This window comes from Streptomyces fragilis (assembly GCF_003112515.1).
GTDB classification, from domain to species: Bacteria; Actinomycetota; Actinomycetes; order Streptomycetales; family Streptomycetaceae; genus Streptomyces; species Streptomyces fragilis.
Genome location: NZ_BEVZ01000002.1, coordinates 721,243 through 738,156 on the forward strand (window position 1 = coordinate 721,243; position 16,914 = coordinate 738,156).

Genomic DNA, 16,914 nt, shown 5'->3' on the forward strand with positions numbered 1-16,914 from the left:
TGGTCCCAAGAACGGGGACACGAGCGGTCCGGACACGGATCGTGAGCACGCAGCGAAGGGGCACGCGGACCCATGGCCAAGCAGAACGTCGCCGAGCAGTTCGTCGACATCCTCACCCGCGCGGGCGTGCGGCGGATGTACGGGGTGGTCGGGGACAGCCTCAACCCCGTCGTCGACGCCGTACGCCGCCACAAGGGCATCGACTGGGTGCACGTACGGCACGAGGAGGCCGCCGCCTTCGCGGCCGGCGCCGAGGCTCAGGTCACCGGGCAGCTGACCGCCTGCGCCGGCTCCTGCGGCCCCGGCAACCTGCACCTGATCAACGGCCTGTACGACGCGCACCGCTCCATGGCCCCCGTGCTCGCGCTCGCCTCGCACATCCCCTCCTCGGAGATCGGGCTCGGCTTCTTCCAGGAGACCCACCCCGACCGGCTGTTCCGCGACTGCAGCCACTACAGCGAGATGATCTCCAGCCCGTCGCAGATGCCGAGGCTGCTCAACACCGCGATCCAGCACGCGGTGGGACGCTCCGGCGTCAGCGTCGTCACCCTGCCCGGCGACATCGCCGACGAGCCGGCCCCCGAGGGCGCCTACGACACCGCGCTGGTCACCAGCCGTCCCTCGGTCCGCCCCGGGGACGCCGAACTCGACGCGCTGGTCGAGATGATCAACAAGGCCGGCAAGGTCACCCTGTTCTGCGGCGCCGGCTGCAAGGACGCCCACCAGGAGGTGATGCGGCTCGCCGAGCTGATCAAGTCGCCGGTCGGCCACGCCCTGCGGGGCAAGGAGTGGATCCAGTACGACAACCCTTACGACGTAGGCATGAGCGGCCTGCTCGGCTACGGCGCCGCCTACGAGGCCACCCACGAGTGCGACCTGCTGATCCTCCTCGGCACCGACTTCCCCTACAACGCCTTCCTCCCCGACGACGTGCAGATCGCCCAGGTCGACGTGCGCCCCGAGCACCTCGGACGGCGCTCCCGGCTCGACCTGGCGGTGTGGGGCGACGTCAAGGAGACGCTGAAGTGCCTGATCCCCCGGGTGCAGGAGAAGACGAACCGCCGCTTCCTCGACAAGATGCTGAAGAAGCACGCCGACGCGCTGGAGGGCGTGGTCAAGGCCTACACCCGCAAGGTGGAGAAGCACGTCCCGATCCACCCCGAGTACGTGGCCGCGGTGCTCGACGACATGGCCGACGACGACGCGGTGTTCACCGTCGACACCGGCATGTGCAACGTCTGGGCGGCGCGCTACATCACCCCCAACGGGCGCCGCCGGGTGATCGGTTCGTTCTCCCACGGTTCGATGGCCAACGCGCTGCCGATGGCGATCGGCGCGCAGTTCACCGACCGGCGCCGCCAGGTCGTCTCGATGTCCGGCGACGGCGGATTCGCCATGCTGATGGGGGAGTTCCTCACCCTCGTCCAGTACGACCTGCCGGTGAAGGTGGTCCTGTTCAACAACTCCTCGCTGGGCATGGTCGAGCTGGAGATGCTGGTGGCCGGCCTGCCCTCGCACGGCACCGCCAACACCAACCCGGATTTCGCCGCCGTCGCCGAGGCCTGCGGAGCGTTCGGCGTGCGCGTGGAGAAGCCCAAGGACCTGCCGGGCGCGCTCAAGGCGGCGTTCCGGCACAAGGGGCCCGCCCTGGTCGACGTGGTGACCGACCCGAACGCGCTGTCCATCCCGCCGAAGATCAAGAAGGACATGGTGACGGGCTTCGCGCTCTCCGCCTCCAAGGTGGTGCTCGACGGAGGCGTGGGGCGGATGCTGCAGATGGCGCGCTCCAACCTGCGCAACGTGCCGCGCCCCTGAGCGATTCCGGCGGTCGCCCCGTCCTCGTCCGGCCTCCCACCGGAACGGGATGAGTGCCGCGTTCCGGACGCGGGCATGCATCTCGTGAGCGCGTTCGAGAAAGGGATGCGCGATTCGGCGTGAACGGGGGGTCATGAAGAGGCAGGCAACAGAGGCGGGCGTCTCCGCCGTCGCCGACGCGGCGGAGCCGTCCACCGGACCGGGCGTGCCACCGCAGTCGCCGGCCACCGAGCGGCCCGGCCGCCGCATGGGCAGGCCCCGGCTCAGGCAGCGCCTGCGCCGGGCGGACCTGGCCGCCGTGCCACGGGCGCGACGCGCGTTACGGGAGCTGGTGCGGTGCGAGGGGCCGGACCGCCGGCTGGACGCGGACCTGCTGGACACGGCGGAGCTGCTCACCACCGAACTGGTCACCAACGCCCTGGTGCACACCGGGCACGGCGCGGTCCTCAAGGTGACGGTCACCGGACGACGGCTCAGGGTCGAGGTACGGGACTTCGTCCGCAGCCGCCCCCCGCGGCTGCCGGCGGGCGAGGAGGCCGACGACGACGCCACCGGCGGCAGGGGCCTCCTGCTGGTGGCCACCCTCGCCGACGCCTGGGGGGTGCGCGCTCACGCCCTCGGCAAATCCGTGTGGTTCGAGCTGGCCTGCGCCAGCGCCGGACCGGTCCGGGCCTGACGGAGGGGCGGGCGGCGCCGGGTCAGCCGAACTGCTGCTCCAGGTCCTTCAGTTTGCGCTCCAGGGTGTCCAACTGGCGCAGGGCCATGGTGTCCTCCTCCGGGGCGGGCAGCGAGGGGCGGCTGCGCAGCGGCAGCTGCTCGGGCTCCGCGGAGACGGAGGCGCCGTCGGCGCGCTCGAGCTCCACCTGGGGCGCCGCCCGCTCGGTCAGCGCGGCCGGAGCGTGCCCGCGGCTCACCGCCTTGAGGTGCGCCCGCTCCACCCGCTTCTGCTCCCTGCGCCGCCGCCGCGACTGCTCCCGCAGCCTCCTGTCCTCGCGGACCTCCTCCACCGCCTCGTCCAGGCTCCGCACGCCCTCCAGCAGCATCAGCGACCAGGCGCGGTAGGTCTCGCGCGGCGCGCGCAGCCACCGCACCGCCCGGATCTGCGGCAACGGCCGCGGAATCAGGCCCTGTTCGCGCAGGGCGGCGCGGCGGGTCTGCTTCAGCGCACGGTCGAAGAGGATCGCCGCGGACAACGACATGCCGGAGAAGAACTGCGGCGCGCCCGCGTGGCCCAGACCTCGCGGCGCGTGCACCCAGTTGAACCAGGCGGCCGCGCCCGCGAACAGCCACACCAGCATCCGGGAACCCAGCGCCGCGTCACCGTGGCTGGCCTCGCGCACCGCGAGGACCGAGCAGAACATCGCCGCCCCGTCGAGGCCGAACGGCACCAGGTACTCCCAGCCGCCGGACAGGCCGAGGTTCTGGCGGCCGAAGCCGACCAGGCCGTGGAAGGAGAGCGCCGCGGCCACCGCGGCGCAGCAGAACAGCAGGACGTACGACGCGGTGCCGTACACCGCCTCCTTGCGCCGCCGTCGCTCCTCGCTGCGCTCCCAGGAGTCGTCCGGGGATGCCGGGCCCACCGCCGACGCCTTGCGGCCACGCGCGAGCACCGCCACCGCGGCCAGCACGCCGAGGAGCAGTACGGCGCCGGGAAGCAGCCAATTCAGCGAAACGTCGGTCAGTCTCATCGGTGTCCCTTGCGTCGGGCTTGGTGGCCTGGCTGGCGGCCATGTTGGCCCAACCGGCGACCGGCGTAAGGGGTTTCGGGGCAAGAGGAGCCGAGGGGGTGGCGGACCGCCCCGCGTTCGCGGTCCCGGGGTCGAACTGCCGTGCGCGGGAGCTGAGTTGTGTTCGAGAGGCAATCCCGCACACGGGTGGTGTGCGAGGCGGTCGCCTGACGGCGCCGGACGCAAATCCGACCAGATGTCAGGCCGCGGGCACCGCGGTCAGCTTGGCGATCCGCTCGGTGTCGCAGGTGCGCGGGCAGGTGACGCAGGTGCTGTTCTCCGCCAGCGTGTAGGCCAGGCAGCAGGTCACCCGGTCGCGGGTGGTGAGCGGGTCGCCGTCCGGCCCGGGCAGCTCCCGGAAGGCGGCCGCGCCGGGCAGCGGCAGGGTGGCGCCGGGCAGCATCCGGCCCAGCTCCTCCACGGCCCGCCGCTCCTCGCCGAGCAGGTTGCCGACGTACCACAGGCCCTCGACCATCTCGTCGGTCACCATGCCCCACAGCGACCGGCCGCGGCGCCGCATCCGCGGGCCGAAGACGTCCAGCACCGGACCCAGGTGCTCGGCGGCGGCGGCCCGCACCTCGGCGCGCAGGGCGTCCTCGTCGGGCACCACCCGGGCACCGGGCAGGGCGGCCGCGGGGTCGCCCGGCAGGCAGGCGAAGGTCCGCGGCCGCACCACGATCCGTCCCGTCTCCAGGTGCACGGCCACGTCGTCCACGGAGAGTCGCGGCACCCGGCGGGAGAGGAAGGCGGGGATCGTGAAGAGGAGGCAGACCGGCCAGGCGTACCGGTGCAGGGCAAGGGAGGCGCCGACGTCCGGCCGCGGGGGCCTGCCGTAGTACTGCTCGACCATCGCCCCGTCCCGGGCGATCAGGCCGGCGACCTCGGGACCGTCCTCGGCGAAGCGGGCCGAGGCGGCCCACCCGGGCCCGGCGTCGGCGCGCTCGGTCGGCAGCGGCTCGCCGGGAGCGACTTCGGTCACGGTCAGGTGCGGGAAGGCGGACGCGAGACGGTCGTACGCGTCCTGAAAAGCCGAGGTGACGAAGGGCACGACGGACTCCCGTTCCCGTGAGCGTGATCAAGCGTTGACAGGTAAGCCTTACCTTACTCATAGAGGCCGGAGCTGGGAACACCGGCGTGCGCCCCCTATCGTGCTGGGAGCCCGGATCCGCGACCCGCGCCGGAATCCGCCGTCACGCCCAGGAGGTCCCCGTGGAGCAGGCACGCCCGCGTCGAAGAGCGGGCGAAGCGGCGTGGCCGCCGCGCGACGCCACGGGCGGGACCCCGGAGGACCGGGCGGGATCCGGAGCCCGCGGCGCGCACCCGCACGACGGCCCGGCGGGCGCCGCGGGAGCGCTGCCCGCGCCCAGGGAGCCGCACGCACCGCGCGTGGTGCGGCGCGCCTCGGTGCGCGAGCAGGTGCTGAGCGCCCTGCGGACCGCCCTGGTCTCCGGGGAGCTGGCGCCCGGCGAGGTCCACTCCGCCCCGGTCCTCGGACAGCGGCTCGGGGTGTCGGCGACGCCCGTGCGGGAGGCGATGCAGCAGCTGGCCCTCGAGGGAGCCGTCGAAGTGGTCCCCAACCGCGGCTTCCGGGTCGCCGAGCGCGGGGCGCGGGAACTGGCCGAACTGGCCGAGGTGCGGGCCCTCCTCGAGGTGCCGGTGGTGCTGCGCCTGGCCCGCACCGTGCCGCCCGAGCGCTGGGCCGAACTGCGCCCGCCGGCCGAGCGGACGGTGCTGGCGGCGTCGTCCGGCTGCGCGGCCACCTACGCGGAGGCCGACCGGGCCTTCCACCGGGCGCTGCTCTCCCTGGCGGGCAACGCCGAACTGGTGCGCATCGCCGAGGACCTGCACCGCCGCGCGCAGTGGCCGCAGGCCGGCGGCGCGGCCCGGGCGCGCGGGCACGCCGAGCTGCTCGCCGATGCGGCCGAGCACCACGCGCTGCTGGACGCGCTGGTGGCGCGTGACCTGGACGTGGTCCGCCGGCTGGTGGAGGAGCACTTCACGGGCGCGCGGCGGTAGTCCCCTTCCGCGCCCGCCGAGGCGCCGCGGGCCTCACGCCCCGGGCGTGGGCGGCCGCCGCCGGCCCTGCGGGACGACCTCCACCGTGCCGGTGACCTCCCGCCGTCGGCGGCATGACCCGAGGATGCCCGTAGGAGGCGGTGGGGACGCACGGGGCGCGCCTCAGGCGGCGCCGTCCGTGGCGACCGGCTCGTCGGGCGCCTCGGTCTCCCCCGGTTCCACCTGCGCGGACAGCCAGGTCGGCACGCCGCCCAGCAGCCGGTGCAGGCGGCGCGCCTCGGCGCGCAGGCGGCGGGCCCGGCTCTCGGGCTCCGTCGTGGCGAGGGAGACCAGCGCCGGGGCCGTCCCGACCAGGTAGCCGATCTCCTCCCGCAGCCGCAGCGACTCGGCGAAGCCGTGCCGGGCCTCCGCTACGTCGCCGTCCCGCAGGGCCAGCGTGGCCAGGTGCCGCCAGGTGAAGGACAGGAGCAGCGGGTCGGGGTGCGCGGTGGCCCCGGCGTGCGCCCTGCGGTAGGCGGCGCGGGCCGCCTGCGGGGCGTTGGCGAGGTTCTGGGCGACCAGACCGCGCCGGAAGTCCAGCAGCGCGCGGCGGGGCGTCGCGGGAGGGATCAGCGCCGCGGCCCGGCCGAGCGCGGCGCGGGCCTCGTCGGCCCGGTCGCGCACCCCGTGCAGGGTGGCGGCGTAGGCGAGGAAGCCCCGCTCGCAGGCCGCCGCCCCGCGTTCCTCCGGGGTGCGGGCCGCGGCCTCCGCCGTGCGCAGCGCGTCCTCGGCGTCCTCCCAGCCCTGTTCGGTGTACAGACAGCGCTCCACCAGGAGCGCGGCCCGCTGCAGCGCGTCCTCGGGGTCGTCGCCCGTGAGCAGGGCCGCCGCGTCCGCCCAGCACGCCCTCGAGCGCAGCCGCCATACGGCTTCCTGCAGTGATTCGCCTTCTGCGGGTGTCGCGGTGTTCGTCGTGGTACCGGACATGGCGGTGTACGCCACGTTGCCCTCCCCGAGCACGCCGTCATCGAGCCGGATGTGGTGGTGGCGGAATCTCAGCACGATTCAGATGTTCCGGCCAAGAGGTCGGGTGAAACATTTCACAAAGTGGCCGGACCCCGGGCGCCGCGGGCCGGACACCGCCCAGGTCAGCTCATCCGCAGGGCCAGGAAGAAGTCGAGCTTGTCCTCCAGGCGGGAGAGGTCACGACCCGTCAACTGCTCGATGCGGCCCACCCGGTAGCGCAGGGTGTTGACGTGCAGGTGGAGGCGGGCGGCGCACCGCGTCCACGAGCCGTCGGCCTCCAGGAAGGCCTCCAGCGTAGGGATCAGCTCGGCCCGGTGGCGTCCGTCGTACTCCCGCAGCGGGTCCAGCAGCCGGGCGGTGAAGGCGCGCCGCACGTCGTCGGGGACGAACGGCAGCAGCAGCACGTGCGAGGCCAGTTCCTGGTGGCCGGCCGCGCAGACCGCGCCGGGACGGGCGGCGGCCACCCGGCGGGCGTGCCGGGCCTCCTCCAGCGCCCCGCGCAGTCCCTCCGCGGAGTGCACCGCGGCGCTGACGCCCAGCGTGAGACGGCCCTCGTCGCCCAGCCCGGCCGCCAGCGGCTCGCGGACGGCGGCCAGCAGTGACTCGGCCGACAGGCCCTGAGGCTGCCGGTCCGCGGCGTCGGCGCCGGACTCCTCGGCCGCGCCCCGGGCGCCGTCGCCGGAGGGCGGCAGCGGCACCAGGGCGACGGCCTCCTCCCCGGAGACCGCCACGGCCAGCCGGTCGGACGGCTCGGGCCCGGCCGCCGACGGGTCGGCCAGCAGCTCCTCCAGCAGCGCCTGCGCCCGGCGGGCGCCCTCGGCACGGTCCTCGACGGCCTGCTGTTCGACGCGGGCCACCACCACCTGCCAGTCCGGGGCGGCGTCGAGGCCCGGCAGCAGCACCGGGGCGGCCACCCGCAGCCGGGCCGCGATCTCGCCGGGAGCGGCGCCCGCCTGGACCAGCTCGAGCAGTTCCTGGGCCAGTCTGCGCCGCACCGTGCGCCCGGCCTCGCGGCGCTCGCGTTCGACGGCCACCAGCTGGGTGACGCCGTGCACCAGATCCAGCCGGGCGTCGGGCCACTCGGCGGCGTCGGCCTGGACGGCGAGCAGCCAGTCGGACAGGACGGGAGCGGCCGGCACGCCCTCCCGGCGCGCGCCCTGGCCGGGCCGCTCGGGGCGGGCGGCGGCGCGGACCGGGAAGAGCGAGTACGTCACCCCGGCGGCCGTCACCCGATGGGGTGCTCGCCGTCCGGCGCGCAGGGCGGCGAGGTGCTCGGCGGCCAGCCGGGTGCGGACCTCCGGGGCGAGCGGGGCGCCGGCGTCCTTGGGGCCCGCGATCAGACGGCCGGCCGGGGAGAGCACCCAGGCCCGCAGGTCGAGGTCCGAGCCCAGCAGCTCCAGCATGACGTCCGGGCCGCCCCCGGCCGGGCCGGCGGTCATCATCCGGCGGTGGCGCTCCACGACCGCCGCCAGGTCCCCGGCCCGCTCACCGGACACCTGGCGCACCACGTGCTCGGTGATGCTCGCGAACGCAACGGACTCGTCCACCGCGAACAGCGGCAGCCGGTGCCGGGCGCACGCCTCGACCACGTCGTCCGGGATGCCGGCCAGCTCGGCCTCGCCGGCCCCGAGGGCGGCGACACCCGCATCGGCGAGAATGCGGACGAACCGTTCCGAGTCGGCCGGTTCGTGACGCCAGGCGAGACCGGTCAGGACGAGCTCCCCACCTGCGAGGTAGCGGCTGGGGTCCTTCAGGTCGGTGGTCATCACACCGCGCACCGCGCGGTCCAGCTCGTCCTCGCCGCCGAGCAGCCGCAGGCCGAGCCCGGGGGTGTCCAGCAGTGCGCGGAGCCGCATTCCAGTCGCCGCCGTTCGGGTCTCGTGGTCGTGGAGCCGGGGAGCCGTCGTGTTCCCGGACGGAAACACACGGATCGCACGACCCCCTCTTTCATACGAATCTACAAGATGGAAGTCCTGGCCAGCGAATTCCTTCGTGCCTTCGGCGACTGACCCGACCGGGTGAGGGGGCGGTGTACTGGCCGGACCGAGCGTCAACACGTATCGGACCACCCCTTCGCGCCACCGGGCGTGGACCCGCAGTCCAGGAGGAGCGGCCCAGGCATGGAATTCCTACGACCGGCCGGCTGGGAGGAGGCGCTCGCGGCGAAGGCCGAGTACCCCGACGCCGTGCCCCTCGCCGGCGGGACCGACCTCATGGTCGAGCTGAACTTCGGCCACCGCCGGCCCGAGCGGCTGCTGGACCTGGGGAGGATCGCCGAGCTGAAGGAGTGGGAGACGGACGGGGACTCCGTCCGGCTGGGCGCCGGCGTCCCTTACACGCGGATCATGGAAGGGCTGCGGCGGGAGCTGCCCGGCCTGGCGCTGGCCTCGCACACCGTGGCCTCCCCGCAGATCCGCCACCGCGGCGGCGTCGGCGGCAACCTGGGCACCGCCTCCCCGGCGGGCGACGCGCACCCGGCCCTGCTCGCGGCCGGCGCCGAGGTCGAGGCCGTCTCGGCCCGCGGCACCCGCCTGATCCCGATCGACGACTTCTACCTGGGGCCCAAGCGCAACGCGCTCGCCCCCGACGAACTGATCCGCGCGGTCCGCGTGCGGCGGGCGGACGGCCCGCAGCAGTACGCCAAGGTCGGCACCCGCAACGCCATGGTCATCGCCGTGTGTGCCTTCGGCCTGGCACTGCACCCGCAGACGCGCTCCGTGCGCACCGGCATCGGCTCCGCCGCCCCCACCCCGGTGCGCGCCCGCGAGGCCGAGGAGTTCCTCGGCGGGGTGCTGGAGGAGGAGCGCTGCTGGGAGAGCGGGCGCGTCGTCCCGCCCGCGGCCGCGCGGCACTTCGCCGACCTGTGCGCCGCCGCCTGCTCACCCATCGACGACGTCCGCGGCACCGCCGCCTACCGCCGCCGCGCGGTGGGCGTGCTGGCCCGCCGCACCCTGGGCTGGGCCTGGGAGGAGTACCGCGGGAGCGCCCGCGCCACGGAGGGAGCCGCATGATGCGCGTCCGGCTGACCGTCAACGGCCGCGCCCGGGAGGCCGACGACGTCTGGGAGGGCGAGTCGCTGCTCTACGTGCTGCGCGAGCGGCTCGGGCTGCCCGGCTCCAAGAACGCCTGCGAACAGGGCGAGTGCGGCTCCTGCACGGTCCGCCTGGACGGGGTGCCGGTCTGCGCCTGCCTGGTGGCCGCCGGGCAGGCCGAGGGGTGCGAGGTGGTCACCGTCGAAGGCCTCGCACCGGAGGGCGAACTGTCCACCGTGCAGCGGGCGTTCGTCGACGCGGGGGCGGTGCAGTGCGGCTTCTGCACACCGGGCCTGCTGGTCGCCGCCGACGACCTGCTGGACCGGAACCCGAAGCCCGCCGACGCGGACATCCGCGAGGCGCTCTCGGGCAACCTGTGCCGCTGCACCGGTTACGAGAAGATCATGGACGCGGTCCGGCTGGCCGCCGCCCGGCGTTGCGCCGAACCGGAAGGGGACCGGGCATGAGCGGCCTCACCGACCCGCGCGGCACGAGCGGCCTCACCGACCCGCGCGGCACGAGCGGCGTCACCGGCCGGCGCCCCGCGCCCGTCATCCCGGGGGTGCGCTCGGAGCTGGGGCCGCCCGGCCCGCTGGCCGGCCTGCCCACCCGCTTCGCCCGTCGCGCCGGCAACGCGGGCGGCGTCGGCGAGTCGGTGCTGCGGCCCGACGGCGTCCTCAAGGTCACCGGGGAGTTCGCCTTCTCCTCCGACCTGTGGCACGAGCACATGCTGTGGGGGCACCTGCTGCGGTCCACCGTGGCCCACGCGGAGATCCTCTCCGTGGACGTCTCCGAGGCGCTGGCCACCCCGGGCGTGCACGCCGTGCTGACCTACGACGACCTGCCCACCGAGGTGCGGCACTACGGACTGGAGATCCAGGACACCCCCGTCCTCGCCCACGGCCGGATCCGCCACCACGGCGAGCCGATCGCCGCCGTCGCCGCCGACCACCCCGAGATCGCCCGGCGCGCCGCCGCGAAGATCAAGGTCGAGTACCGCGAACTCCCGCTGATCACCGACGAGGCGAGCGCGACCGCGCCCGACGCGGTGCTGATCCACGAGGACCGCACCGACCACCACGCCCCGCACGTCCCGCACCCCAACGTCGTGCACCGCCAGCCCATCGTCCGCGGCGACGTCGAGGAGGCCGCGGCCCGCGCCGACTTCGTGGTCCGCGGCGAGTACGAGTTCGGCATGCAGGACCAGGCCTTCCTCGGCCCGGAGTCCGGCATGGCCGTCCCCGCGGAGGACGGCGGCGTCGACCTGTACGTGGCCACCCAGTGGCTGCACGCCGACCTCCGGCAGATCGCGCCCGTCCTCGGCCTGCCCGAGGACAAGGTGCGGATGACCCTGGCCGGCGTCGGCGGCGCGTTCGGCGGGCGCGAGGACCTGTCCATGCAGATCCACGCCTGCCTGCTCGCCCTGCGCACCGGACGCCCGGTGAAGATGGTCTTCAACCGGTACGAGTCCTTCTTCGGCCACGTCCACCGCCACCCGGCCCGGCTGGTCTACGAGCACGGCGCCACCAAGGACGGGAAGCTCACCCACGTGCGCGCCCGGATCGTGCTCGACGGCGGCGCCTACGCCTCCTCCTCCCCGGCCGTGGTCGGCAACGCCGCGTCGCTGGGCGTCGGACCCTACGAGGTGGACGCCGTGGAGGTCGAGGCGCTCGCCCTCTACACCAACAACCCGCCCTGCGGCGCGATGCGCGGCTTCGGCGCCGTCCAGGCGTGCTTCGCCTACGAGGCGCAGATGGACCGGCTCGCCGACGCCGTCGGCATGGACCGGGTCGAGTTCCGGCAGCGCAACGCCATGACCCAGGGCTCGGTGCTGCCCACCGGGCAGGTCGTCGACGCGCCCGCGCCGGTGGCCGAACTGCTGCGCAGGGTCAAGGAACTGCCACTGCCCGAGGAGCGGCCCTGGGAGACCGGGACGGGCGCGGTCGACGTGCGGGCGCTGCCCGGCGGACTGTCCAACACCAGCCACGGCGAAGGGGTGGTGCGCGGCGTCGGGTACGCCGTCGGCATCAAGAACGTCGGCTTCTCCGAGGGGTTCGACGACTACTCCACGGCCCGGGTGCGGCTGGAGGCCGCCGGGGGCGAGGCGGTCGCCTCGGTGCACACCGCGATGGCCGAGGTCGGCCAGGGCGGCGTCACCGTCCACGCCCAGATAGCGCGCACCGAGCTGGGCGTCTCCCAGGTCACCATCCACCCGGCCGACACCCGGGTCGGCAGCGCCGGCTCCACCTCCGCGTCCCGGCAGACCTACGTCACCGGCGGCGCCGTGAAGCGGGCCTGCGAGCTGGTGCGTGAGCGGGTGCTCGAACTCGGCCGGGCCCGGTTCGGCGCCACGCGGCCCGGCTGGCCGGCCGACGGGTCGCCGGACGAGCTGCGGCTGGAGGGCGGCGAGGTGGTCGCCGCGGACGGCACGGTGCTGGCCTCCCTGGCGGAGATCCTCGGCGACGAGGCGGTCGAGGTGGAGACCGAGTGGCGCCACCGGCCCACCGAGCCGTTCCACCGGCACACCGGGCAGGGCGACGGCCACGTCCAGTACTCCTTCGCCGCGCACCGCGCCGTGGTCGACGTCGACGTCGAACTCGGACTGGTCAAGGTGGTGGAGCTGGCCTGCGCCCAGGACGTGGGCAAGGCGGTCAACCCGCTCGCCGTGGTCGGCCAGATCCAGGGCGGCAGCACCCAGGGGCTGGGGGTGGCGCTGATGGAGGAGATCGTGGTCGACCGGGCCACCGGCCTGGTCCGCAACCCCTCCTTCACCGACTACCTCATCCCCACCATCCTCGACACCCCGCCGATGCCGGTGGAGGTGCTGGAACTGGCCGACGACAACGCCCCCTACGGGCTGCGCGGGGCGGGCGAGGCGCCCACCCTGTCCTCGACGCCGGCGATCCTGGCCGCGGTGCGCGCCGCGACCGGACGCGACCTGCGGCGGGCGCCGGTGCGGCCGGAACACCTCACGGACGGATAGACCTCCGCCCGGCGGAAAGGAGTGCCGCCATGCTGGACATCGCGCGGGAGCTGAACGGCTGGATCGGCCAGGGCCGTGACTTCGCCGTCGCCACCGTGGTCGCCGTGGGCGGCAGCGCCCCCCGGCTCCCCGGGGCGGCGCTGGCCGTCGACCGGGACGGCGAGGCGGTCGGTTCGGTCTCCGGCGGCTGCGTCGAGGGCGCCGTCCACGAGCTGTGCCTGCGGGCGCTGGAGGACGGCGAGACGGTGCGCGAGAGCTTCGGCTACGCGGACGCCGACGGGATCGCGGTCGGCCTGACCTGCGGCGGGACCGTCGAGGTGCTGGTCGTGCCGGTGCGCGAGGGCGACGCGGTGCGCCCGGTGTACGCGGCGGCCGTCGCCGCGGCGGCGCGGCGCGAGCCGGCCGCCGTGGCGCGGATCGTGGAAGGCCCCGCCGAGCTGCTCGGCCGCGCCCTGCTCGTCGGGGCCGACGGCGCCGTCTCCGGCGGCTTCGGCCGGGGCACCGAACTCGACCGGACCGTCGCCGAGCAGGCCGCCGCCCTGCTGGACGCCGGGCGCGACGCCTCCCTGATCGAGATCGGAGAGCAGGGCTCGCGGTGCGGAGCACCGCTCTCGCTGCTGGTGGAGACCTCGGCGACGCCGCCCCGGATGATCGTCTTCGGCGCCGTCGACTTCGCGGCCGCCCTGGTGCGGGCCGGCAAGTTCCTCGGCTTCCACGTCACCGTCTGCGACGCCCGCCCCGTCTTCGCCACCGTGAGCCGCTTCCCCGAGGCGGACGAGGTGGTGGTCGACTGGCCCCACCGCTACCTGGAGAACACCGCCGTCGACCCCCGCACCGCCCTGTGCGTCCTCACCCACGACCCCAAGTTCGACGTCCCGCTGCTGACCGCCGCGCTCGGCCTGGACGTCGCCTACGTCGGCGCGATGGGCTCCCGCCGCACCCACCTGGACCGCCTGGCGCGCCTGCGCGAGGAGGGCGTGGGCGAACAGGCGCTCGCCCGCCTGCGGTCGCCCATCGGCCTCGACCTGGGCGCCCGGACCCCGCAGGAGACGGCCCTGTCCATCGTGGCCGAGATCGTCGCCTGCCGCCGGGGCGGCACCGGCGTGCCGCTCAGGGGCGGGGAGCTCCCGATCCACCCCCGGCCGTCCGGCCCAGCGCCTGGGTGACGACCACCGACACCACCGCCGACAGCACGATCAGCGGCACCTGGTCGTGCGCCGCCCGCCCCAGCAGCAGCACCGCCAGCACGGAACTGGTCAGCGGGAGCCCGGTCACCGCCGTCACCGCCGCCGCGATGCCCAGGGCCAGCCCCGGGGTGACGCCCAGGCCCGGCAGCCCGGCGCAGGCGAGGCCCACGCTCGCGCCCAGCAGGACCGACGGGAAGATCGGGCCGCCGCGCAGGCTGCCGAGACTGATGCCCCACGCCAGCCCCTTGAAGAGCACCAGCGCGAACAGTGCCGCGACCGGCCAGGCGTGCGGACTGCCGGCCAGCTGGGCGAGCGTGGCCTGCCCGGAGAGCGCGGCCTCGGCCGGGGACCGCCCGGTGACCAGCGCGTAGGCGGCGACGCAGACGCCCACCGCCAAGGCGCAGGCCACCACCCGCCACGCAACGGGAGAGCCGGCGGCGCTCCCGTTGAACGCGGCGGCGCGGCGCCCCAGACGCCGGGCCAGGGCGATCACCACCGCGATCAGCGCGGCCAGCGGGAGACCCCACAGGAAGTCGCCCGCGTCCGGACCGGGCCGGGGCAGGGCCGACGTCGGCAGGGTCAGCGCCCCGATCGACAGGCCCGTCCAGTGGCCGAAGCCGGTGAAGACCAGCGCGCCCGTCGCGCTCGCGGTCAGGCACGGCAGCAGGAGCGCCACCAGTTGCGCGCCGCCGACGCCCGCCGCCTCCACCACCAGCACGGCGGCCACGATCGGCCCGCCGAGGATGGTGGAGATCGCCGCCGTGGAGCCGGTGGTGGCCACCACCGCCGAGGCCCGCGCGTTGTCCGGGCCCTTCCGCAGGCGCAGCGCCAGCAGCGCCAGTCCGCTGCCGAGCGCCATCAGCGGGGCCTCCGGCCCGAGGACCACGCCCAGCGGGAGGGTCAGCAGCGCGGCCAGCACGACACCCGGCAGTGCCCCGGGCCCGAGGGGAGGGCCGCCGAGGCCGTTCACGGGCAGATGGCCGCCCCGACCCGGCATCCGGGTCACGATCGGCGCCAGGACCAGCCCGGCCAGCAGCAGCGCGGGCAGGGGCCACCACCACGGAGGCCGGGAGTACCCGAACGCCTCGGGCAGCGACGTCCACACCCAGTGCTGGAGCTCGTGCTGGAGCGCGACGAAGAAGAAGCAGGCCAGGGCGACCGGCACGCCGAGCACCGCGGACAGCAGGAGCAGCCGCAGGTAGCCCCGGCTCAGCAGGGTCTGCCGCAGCGCCTGCTCCGCGGTGCCGGCGGCGGGCGGGGCCGACTGCGGGGCGGGTGCGGAGGCGGAGTGGGGGGAAGTGCTCACGTTCTCCTCGGGCGGGTCGCGGGCGCCGGGGCGATGAAGGCCCGGGACCAGTCAACGCGGCGCCGCCGCGCCCCGCACCTCCTCACGCGCACCCGGGCGGCGTCACTCCCACCGCAGCAGCCGGTTGAGGGCGCGGCCGAACAGGTGCCGCCCGGCGGCGCGCAGCACGCCGTCGAAGAGCCCCGGCAGGAACCGCAGCCGGACGTCCTCGCGCCACACGACGCGGGCCCGCCCGCCGGGCCCCGGCCGAACCTCCAGCTCGGCCCAGCCCAGCACCACCCGGCCGCGCTTCTCCAGCCGGCAGCGGCCGCCGGCGCCCGCCGCCGGCGGGTCCCAGACGGTGATCTCCATCAGGTCGAGGAAACCCACCGGCCCCACCCCCGTCCGGGCCCGCACGAAGCGGTCGTCCGCCGTCACCCGGGTGAAGGGGACCACCTCGCCGTGCCGGGGCCAGTGCGTCACCCGCCGCCACGCCTCGTCGAGGGGAAGCGGCACCGTGCGCTCGATCAGGAATTCGGCCATCCGCCGATGGTAGAGAACCGCTCCCGTCCGACCCCCGCATTCACCCGAGCGGGTGAGCCTTCGACATGCGCCGCCCGATCCGGGTACTCGCGGTCCGCAGTTCCCCGCCGCAGGCGAGAGGAAGGAGAGGCGTATGAGCCGCCCCAACTGGTTCGGCCGACCCCGACGCCCCTGGCGACGCGCCCTGGTCACCGGCGGCGCCGGTTTCGTGGGATCCCATCTCTGTGCCCGGCTCGTGTCGGAGGGCACCGAGGTGGTCTGCGTGGACAACCTCTGCACCGGCTCCCGCGCCAACGTGCTGGAGCTGGAGCAGGGCAGCGGCTTCACCTTCGTCCAGGGAGACGTCACCGAACCGGGCCTGCTGGCCGACCTGCCGGGCCGGTTCGACCTGGTGCTGCACTTCGCCTGCCCGGCCTCGCCCGCCGACTACCTGCGACTGCCGCTGCAGACCCTGGAGGTCGGCTCCACCGGGACCCGCCACGCCCTGGAGCGGGCCGGCGTTGACGAGGCGCGCTTCCTGCTCGCCTCGACCTCCGAGGTCTACGGCGACCCCCTGGAGCACCCGCAGCACGAGGCGTACTGGGGCAACGTCAACCCCATCGGCCCGCGCAGCGTGTACGACGAGTCCAAGCGGTTCGCCGAGGCGCTCACCACCGCCCACCGCCAGGTGAACAGCACCGCCACCGCGATCGTGCGGATCTTCAACACCTACGGCCCGCGGATGCGGACCGGCGACGGCCGCGCGGTTCCCACCTTCATCTCCCAGGCGCTGGCCGGCATGCCGCTCACGGTGGCCGGCGACGGCGGACAGACCCGCTCGCTGTGCTACGTGGACGACACCGTGGAGGGCGTCCTCGCCCTGGCCGCGTCGGAGGAGGCCGGACCGATGAACATCGGCGGCTCCGAGGAGATCACCATGCTGGAACTGGCCCGCCGGGTGATCGAGCTGACCGGCTCCGGCTCGCGGATCCGCTTCGTCGAGCGCCCCGTGGACGACCCCGGGCGGCGCCGCCCCGACACCACGCTGGCCCGCGAACGCCTCGGCTGGCAGCCCCGGACCGGCTGGACCGACGGGCTCAGGGAGACCGTCGGCTGGTTCGCCGGAACGGCCCAGGCGGCCTGAGCGCACCCGCGCGGGCGGCCGCCGCGAGCACCGCGGACGGCCGCCCGCGCGCCGGGCGCGCCAACCGGGTGACAGTGGCCCGCCCCGGGTTTCGCCGCCCCCCGATTCGGCACCCGCCCACCCCGCGCCGCCAGGTGCGGCGCGGCGGGAACCGGGCCCGCAGGGACGGCCCGCCGCACAGACCGCCAGACCCCGACC

Annotated in this window: 14 protein-coding genes; 8 read left to right on the forward strand and 6 right to left on the reverse strand. The window is 75.2% G+C overall.

Annotated elements, in window-relative coordinates; genetic code table 11:
- Window positions 1-72 precede the first annotated feature (72 nt).
- The gene (locus Sfr03f_RS05165) at window positions 73-1,815 is read left to right on the forward strand and encodes a pyruvate dehydrogenase (protein WP_108952492.1); all 1,743 of its coding nucleotides are present in this window, start codon (window positions 73-75) and stop codon (window positions 1,813-1,815) included.
- Between the two features lie 247 nt (window positions 1,816-2,062).
- Window positions 2,063-2,491 carry an ATP-binding protein gene (locus tag Sfr03f_RS05170; RefSeq protein WP_245967495.1) on the forward strand — a complete coding sequence of 143 codons (429 nt, stop codon included), beginning with the start codon at window positions 2,063-2,065 and terminating at the stop codon, window positions 2,489-2,491.
- A 22-nt stretch (window positions 2,492-2,513) separates the two neighbouring features.
- Here the strand turns inward: Sfr03f_RS05170 and Sfr03f_RS05175 are convergent, their stop codons facing one another.
- A complete protein-coding gene (locus Sfr03f_RS05175) occupies window positions 2,514-3,503 on the reverse strand; it encodes a DUF2637 domain-containing protein (RefSeq protein ID WP_108952494.1) in 990 nt (329 codons plus the stop codon).
- Window positions 3,504-3,741: 238 nt separating this feature from the next.
- Complete coding sequence (locus tag Sfr03f_RS05180) at window positions 3,742-4,590, reverse strand: (2Fe-2S)-binding protein (RefSeq protein ID WP_108952495.1); 849 nt, start codon at window positions 4,588-4,590, stop codon at window positions 3,742-3,744.
- A 161-nt stretch (window positions 4,591-4,751) separates the two neighbouring features.
- On the opposite strand from Sfr03f_RS05180, the gene Sfr03f_RS05185 reads away from it, so the two are divergent.
- Window positions 4,752-5,558: a GntR family transcriptional regulator gene (locus tag Sfr03f_RS05185; RefSeq protein WP_170145034.1), complete on the forward strand. Its 807-nt coding sequence runs from the start codon at window positions 4,752-4,754 to the stop codon at window positions 5,556-5,558.
- Between the two features lie 162 nt (window positions 5,559-5,720).
- Here the strand turns inward: Sfr03f_RS05185 and Sfr03f_RS05190 are convergent, their stop codons facing one another.
- Entirely contained in the window at window positions 5,721-6,524 is an 804-nt protein-coding gene (locus Sfr03f_RS05190; protein WP_108953453.1) for a hypothetical protein, read from the reverse strand.
- Between the two features lie 161 nt (window positions 6,525-6,685).
- On the reverse strand, window positions 6,686-8,419 hold the full coding sequence (locus tag Sfr03f_RS05195; protein WP_108952496.1) for a PucR family transcriptional regulator: 1,734 nt from the start codon (window positions 8,417-8,419) through the stop codon (window positions 6,686-6,688).
- Between the two features lie 264 nt (window positions 8,420-8,683).
- On the opposite strand from Sfr03f_RS05195, the gene Sfr03f_RS05200 reads away from it, so the two are divergent.
- Genes Sfr03f_RS05200 through Sfr03f_RS05215 form a run of 4 tightly spaced genes read left to right on the forward strand, consistent with a single transcriptional unit; the run spans window position 8,684 to window position 13,744 of the window.
- Window positions 8,684-9,574 (forward strand): FAD binding domain-containing protein, encoded by an 891-nt coding sequence (locus Sfr03f_RS05200; RefSeq protein ID WP_108952497.1) that lies wholly within the window; start codon window positions 8,684-8,686, stop codon window positions 9,572-9,574.
- A complete protein-coding gene (locus tag Sfr03f_RS05205; protein ID WP_108952498.1) occupies window positions 9,574-10,062 on the forward strand; it encodes a (2Fe-2S)-binding protein in 489 nt (162 codons plus the stop codon). Before Sfr03f_RS05200 ends, Sfr03f_RS05205 begins: the two co-directional genes overlap by 1 nt.
- Window positions 10,059-12,578 carry a xanthine dehydrogenase subunit D gene (gene pucD, locus Sfr03f_RS05210; protein WP_108952499.1) on the forward strand — a complete coding sequence of 840 codons (2,520 nt, stop codon included), beginning with the start codon at window positions 10,059-10,061 and terminating at the stop codon, window positions 12,576-12,578. Before Sfr03f_RS05205 ends, pucD begins: the two co-directional genes overlap by 4 nt.
- A gap of 29 nt (window positions 12,579-12,607) precedes the next feature.
- The gene (locus Sfr03f_RS05215; RefSeq protein ID WP_108952500.1) at window positions 12,608-13,744 is read left to right on the forward strand and encodes an XdhC family protein; all 1,137 of its coding nucleotides are present in this window, start codon (window positions 12,608-12,610) and stop codon (window positions 13,742-13,744) included.
- On the opposite strand, the gene Sfr03f_RS05220 is transcribed toward Sfr03f_RS05215, so the two are convergent.
- On the reverse strand, window positions 13,689-15,071 hold the full coding sequence (locus Sfr03f_RS05220; RefSeq protein WP_108952501.1) for a chloride channel protein: 1,383 nt from the start codon (window positions 15,069-15,071) through the stop codon (window positions 13,689-13,691). The two genes, Sfr03f_RS05215 and Sfr03f_RS05220, sit on opposite strands and share 56 nt — an antisense overlap.
- Window positions 15,072-15,173: 102 nt before the next feature.
- Complete coding sequence (locus Sfr03f_RS05225; protein ID WP_108952502.1) at window positions 15,174-15,593, reverse strand: Immediate-early protein 2; 420 nt, start codon at window positions 15,591-15,593, stop codon at window positions 15,174-15,176.
- A gap of 133 nt (window positions 15,594-15,726) precedes the next feature.
- Here Sfr03f_RS05225 and Sfr03f_RS05230 point away from each other — a divergent pair, with 133 nt between their 5' ends.
- Window positions 15,727-16,716: an NAD-dependent epimerase/dehydratase family protein gene (locus Sfr03f_RS05230; RefSeq protein WP_108952503.1), complete on the forward strand. Its 990-nt coding sequence runs from the start codon at window positions 15,727-15,729 to the stop codon at window positions 16,714-16,716.
- Window positions 16,717-16,914: the final 198 nt, after the last annotated feature.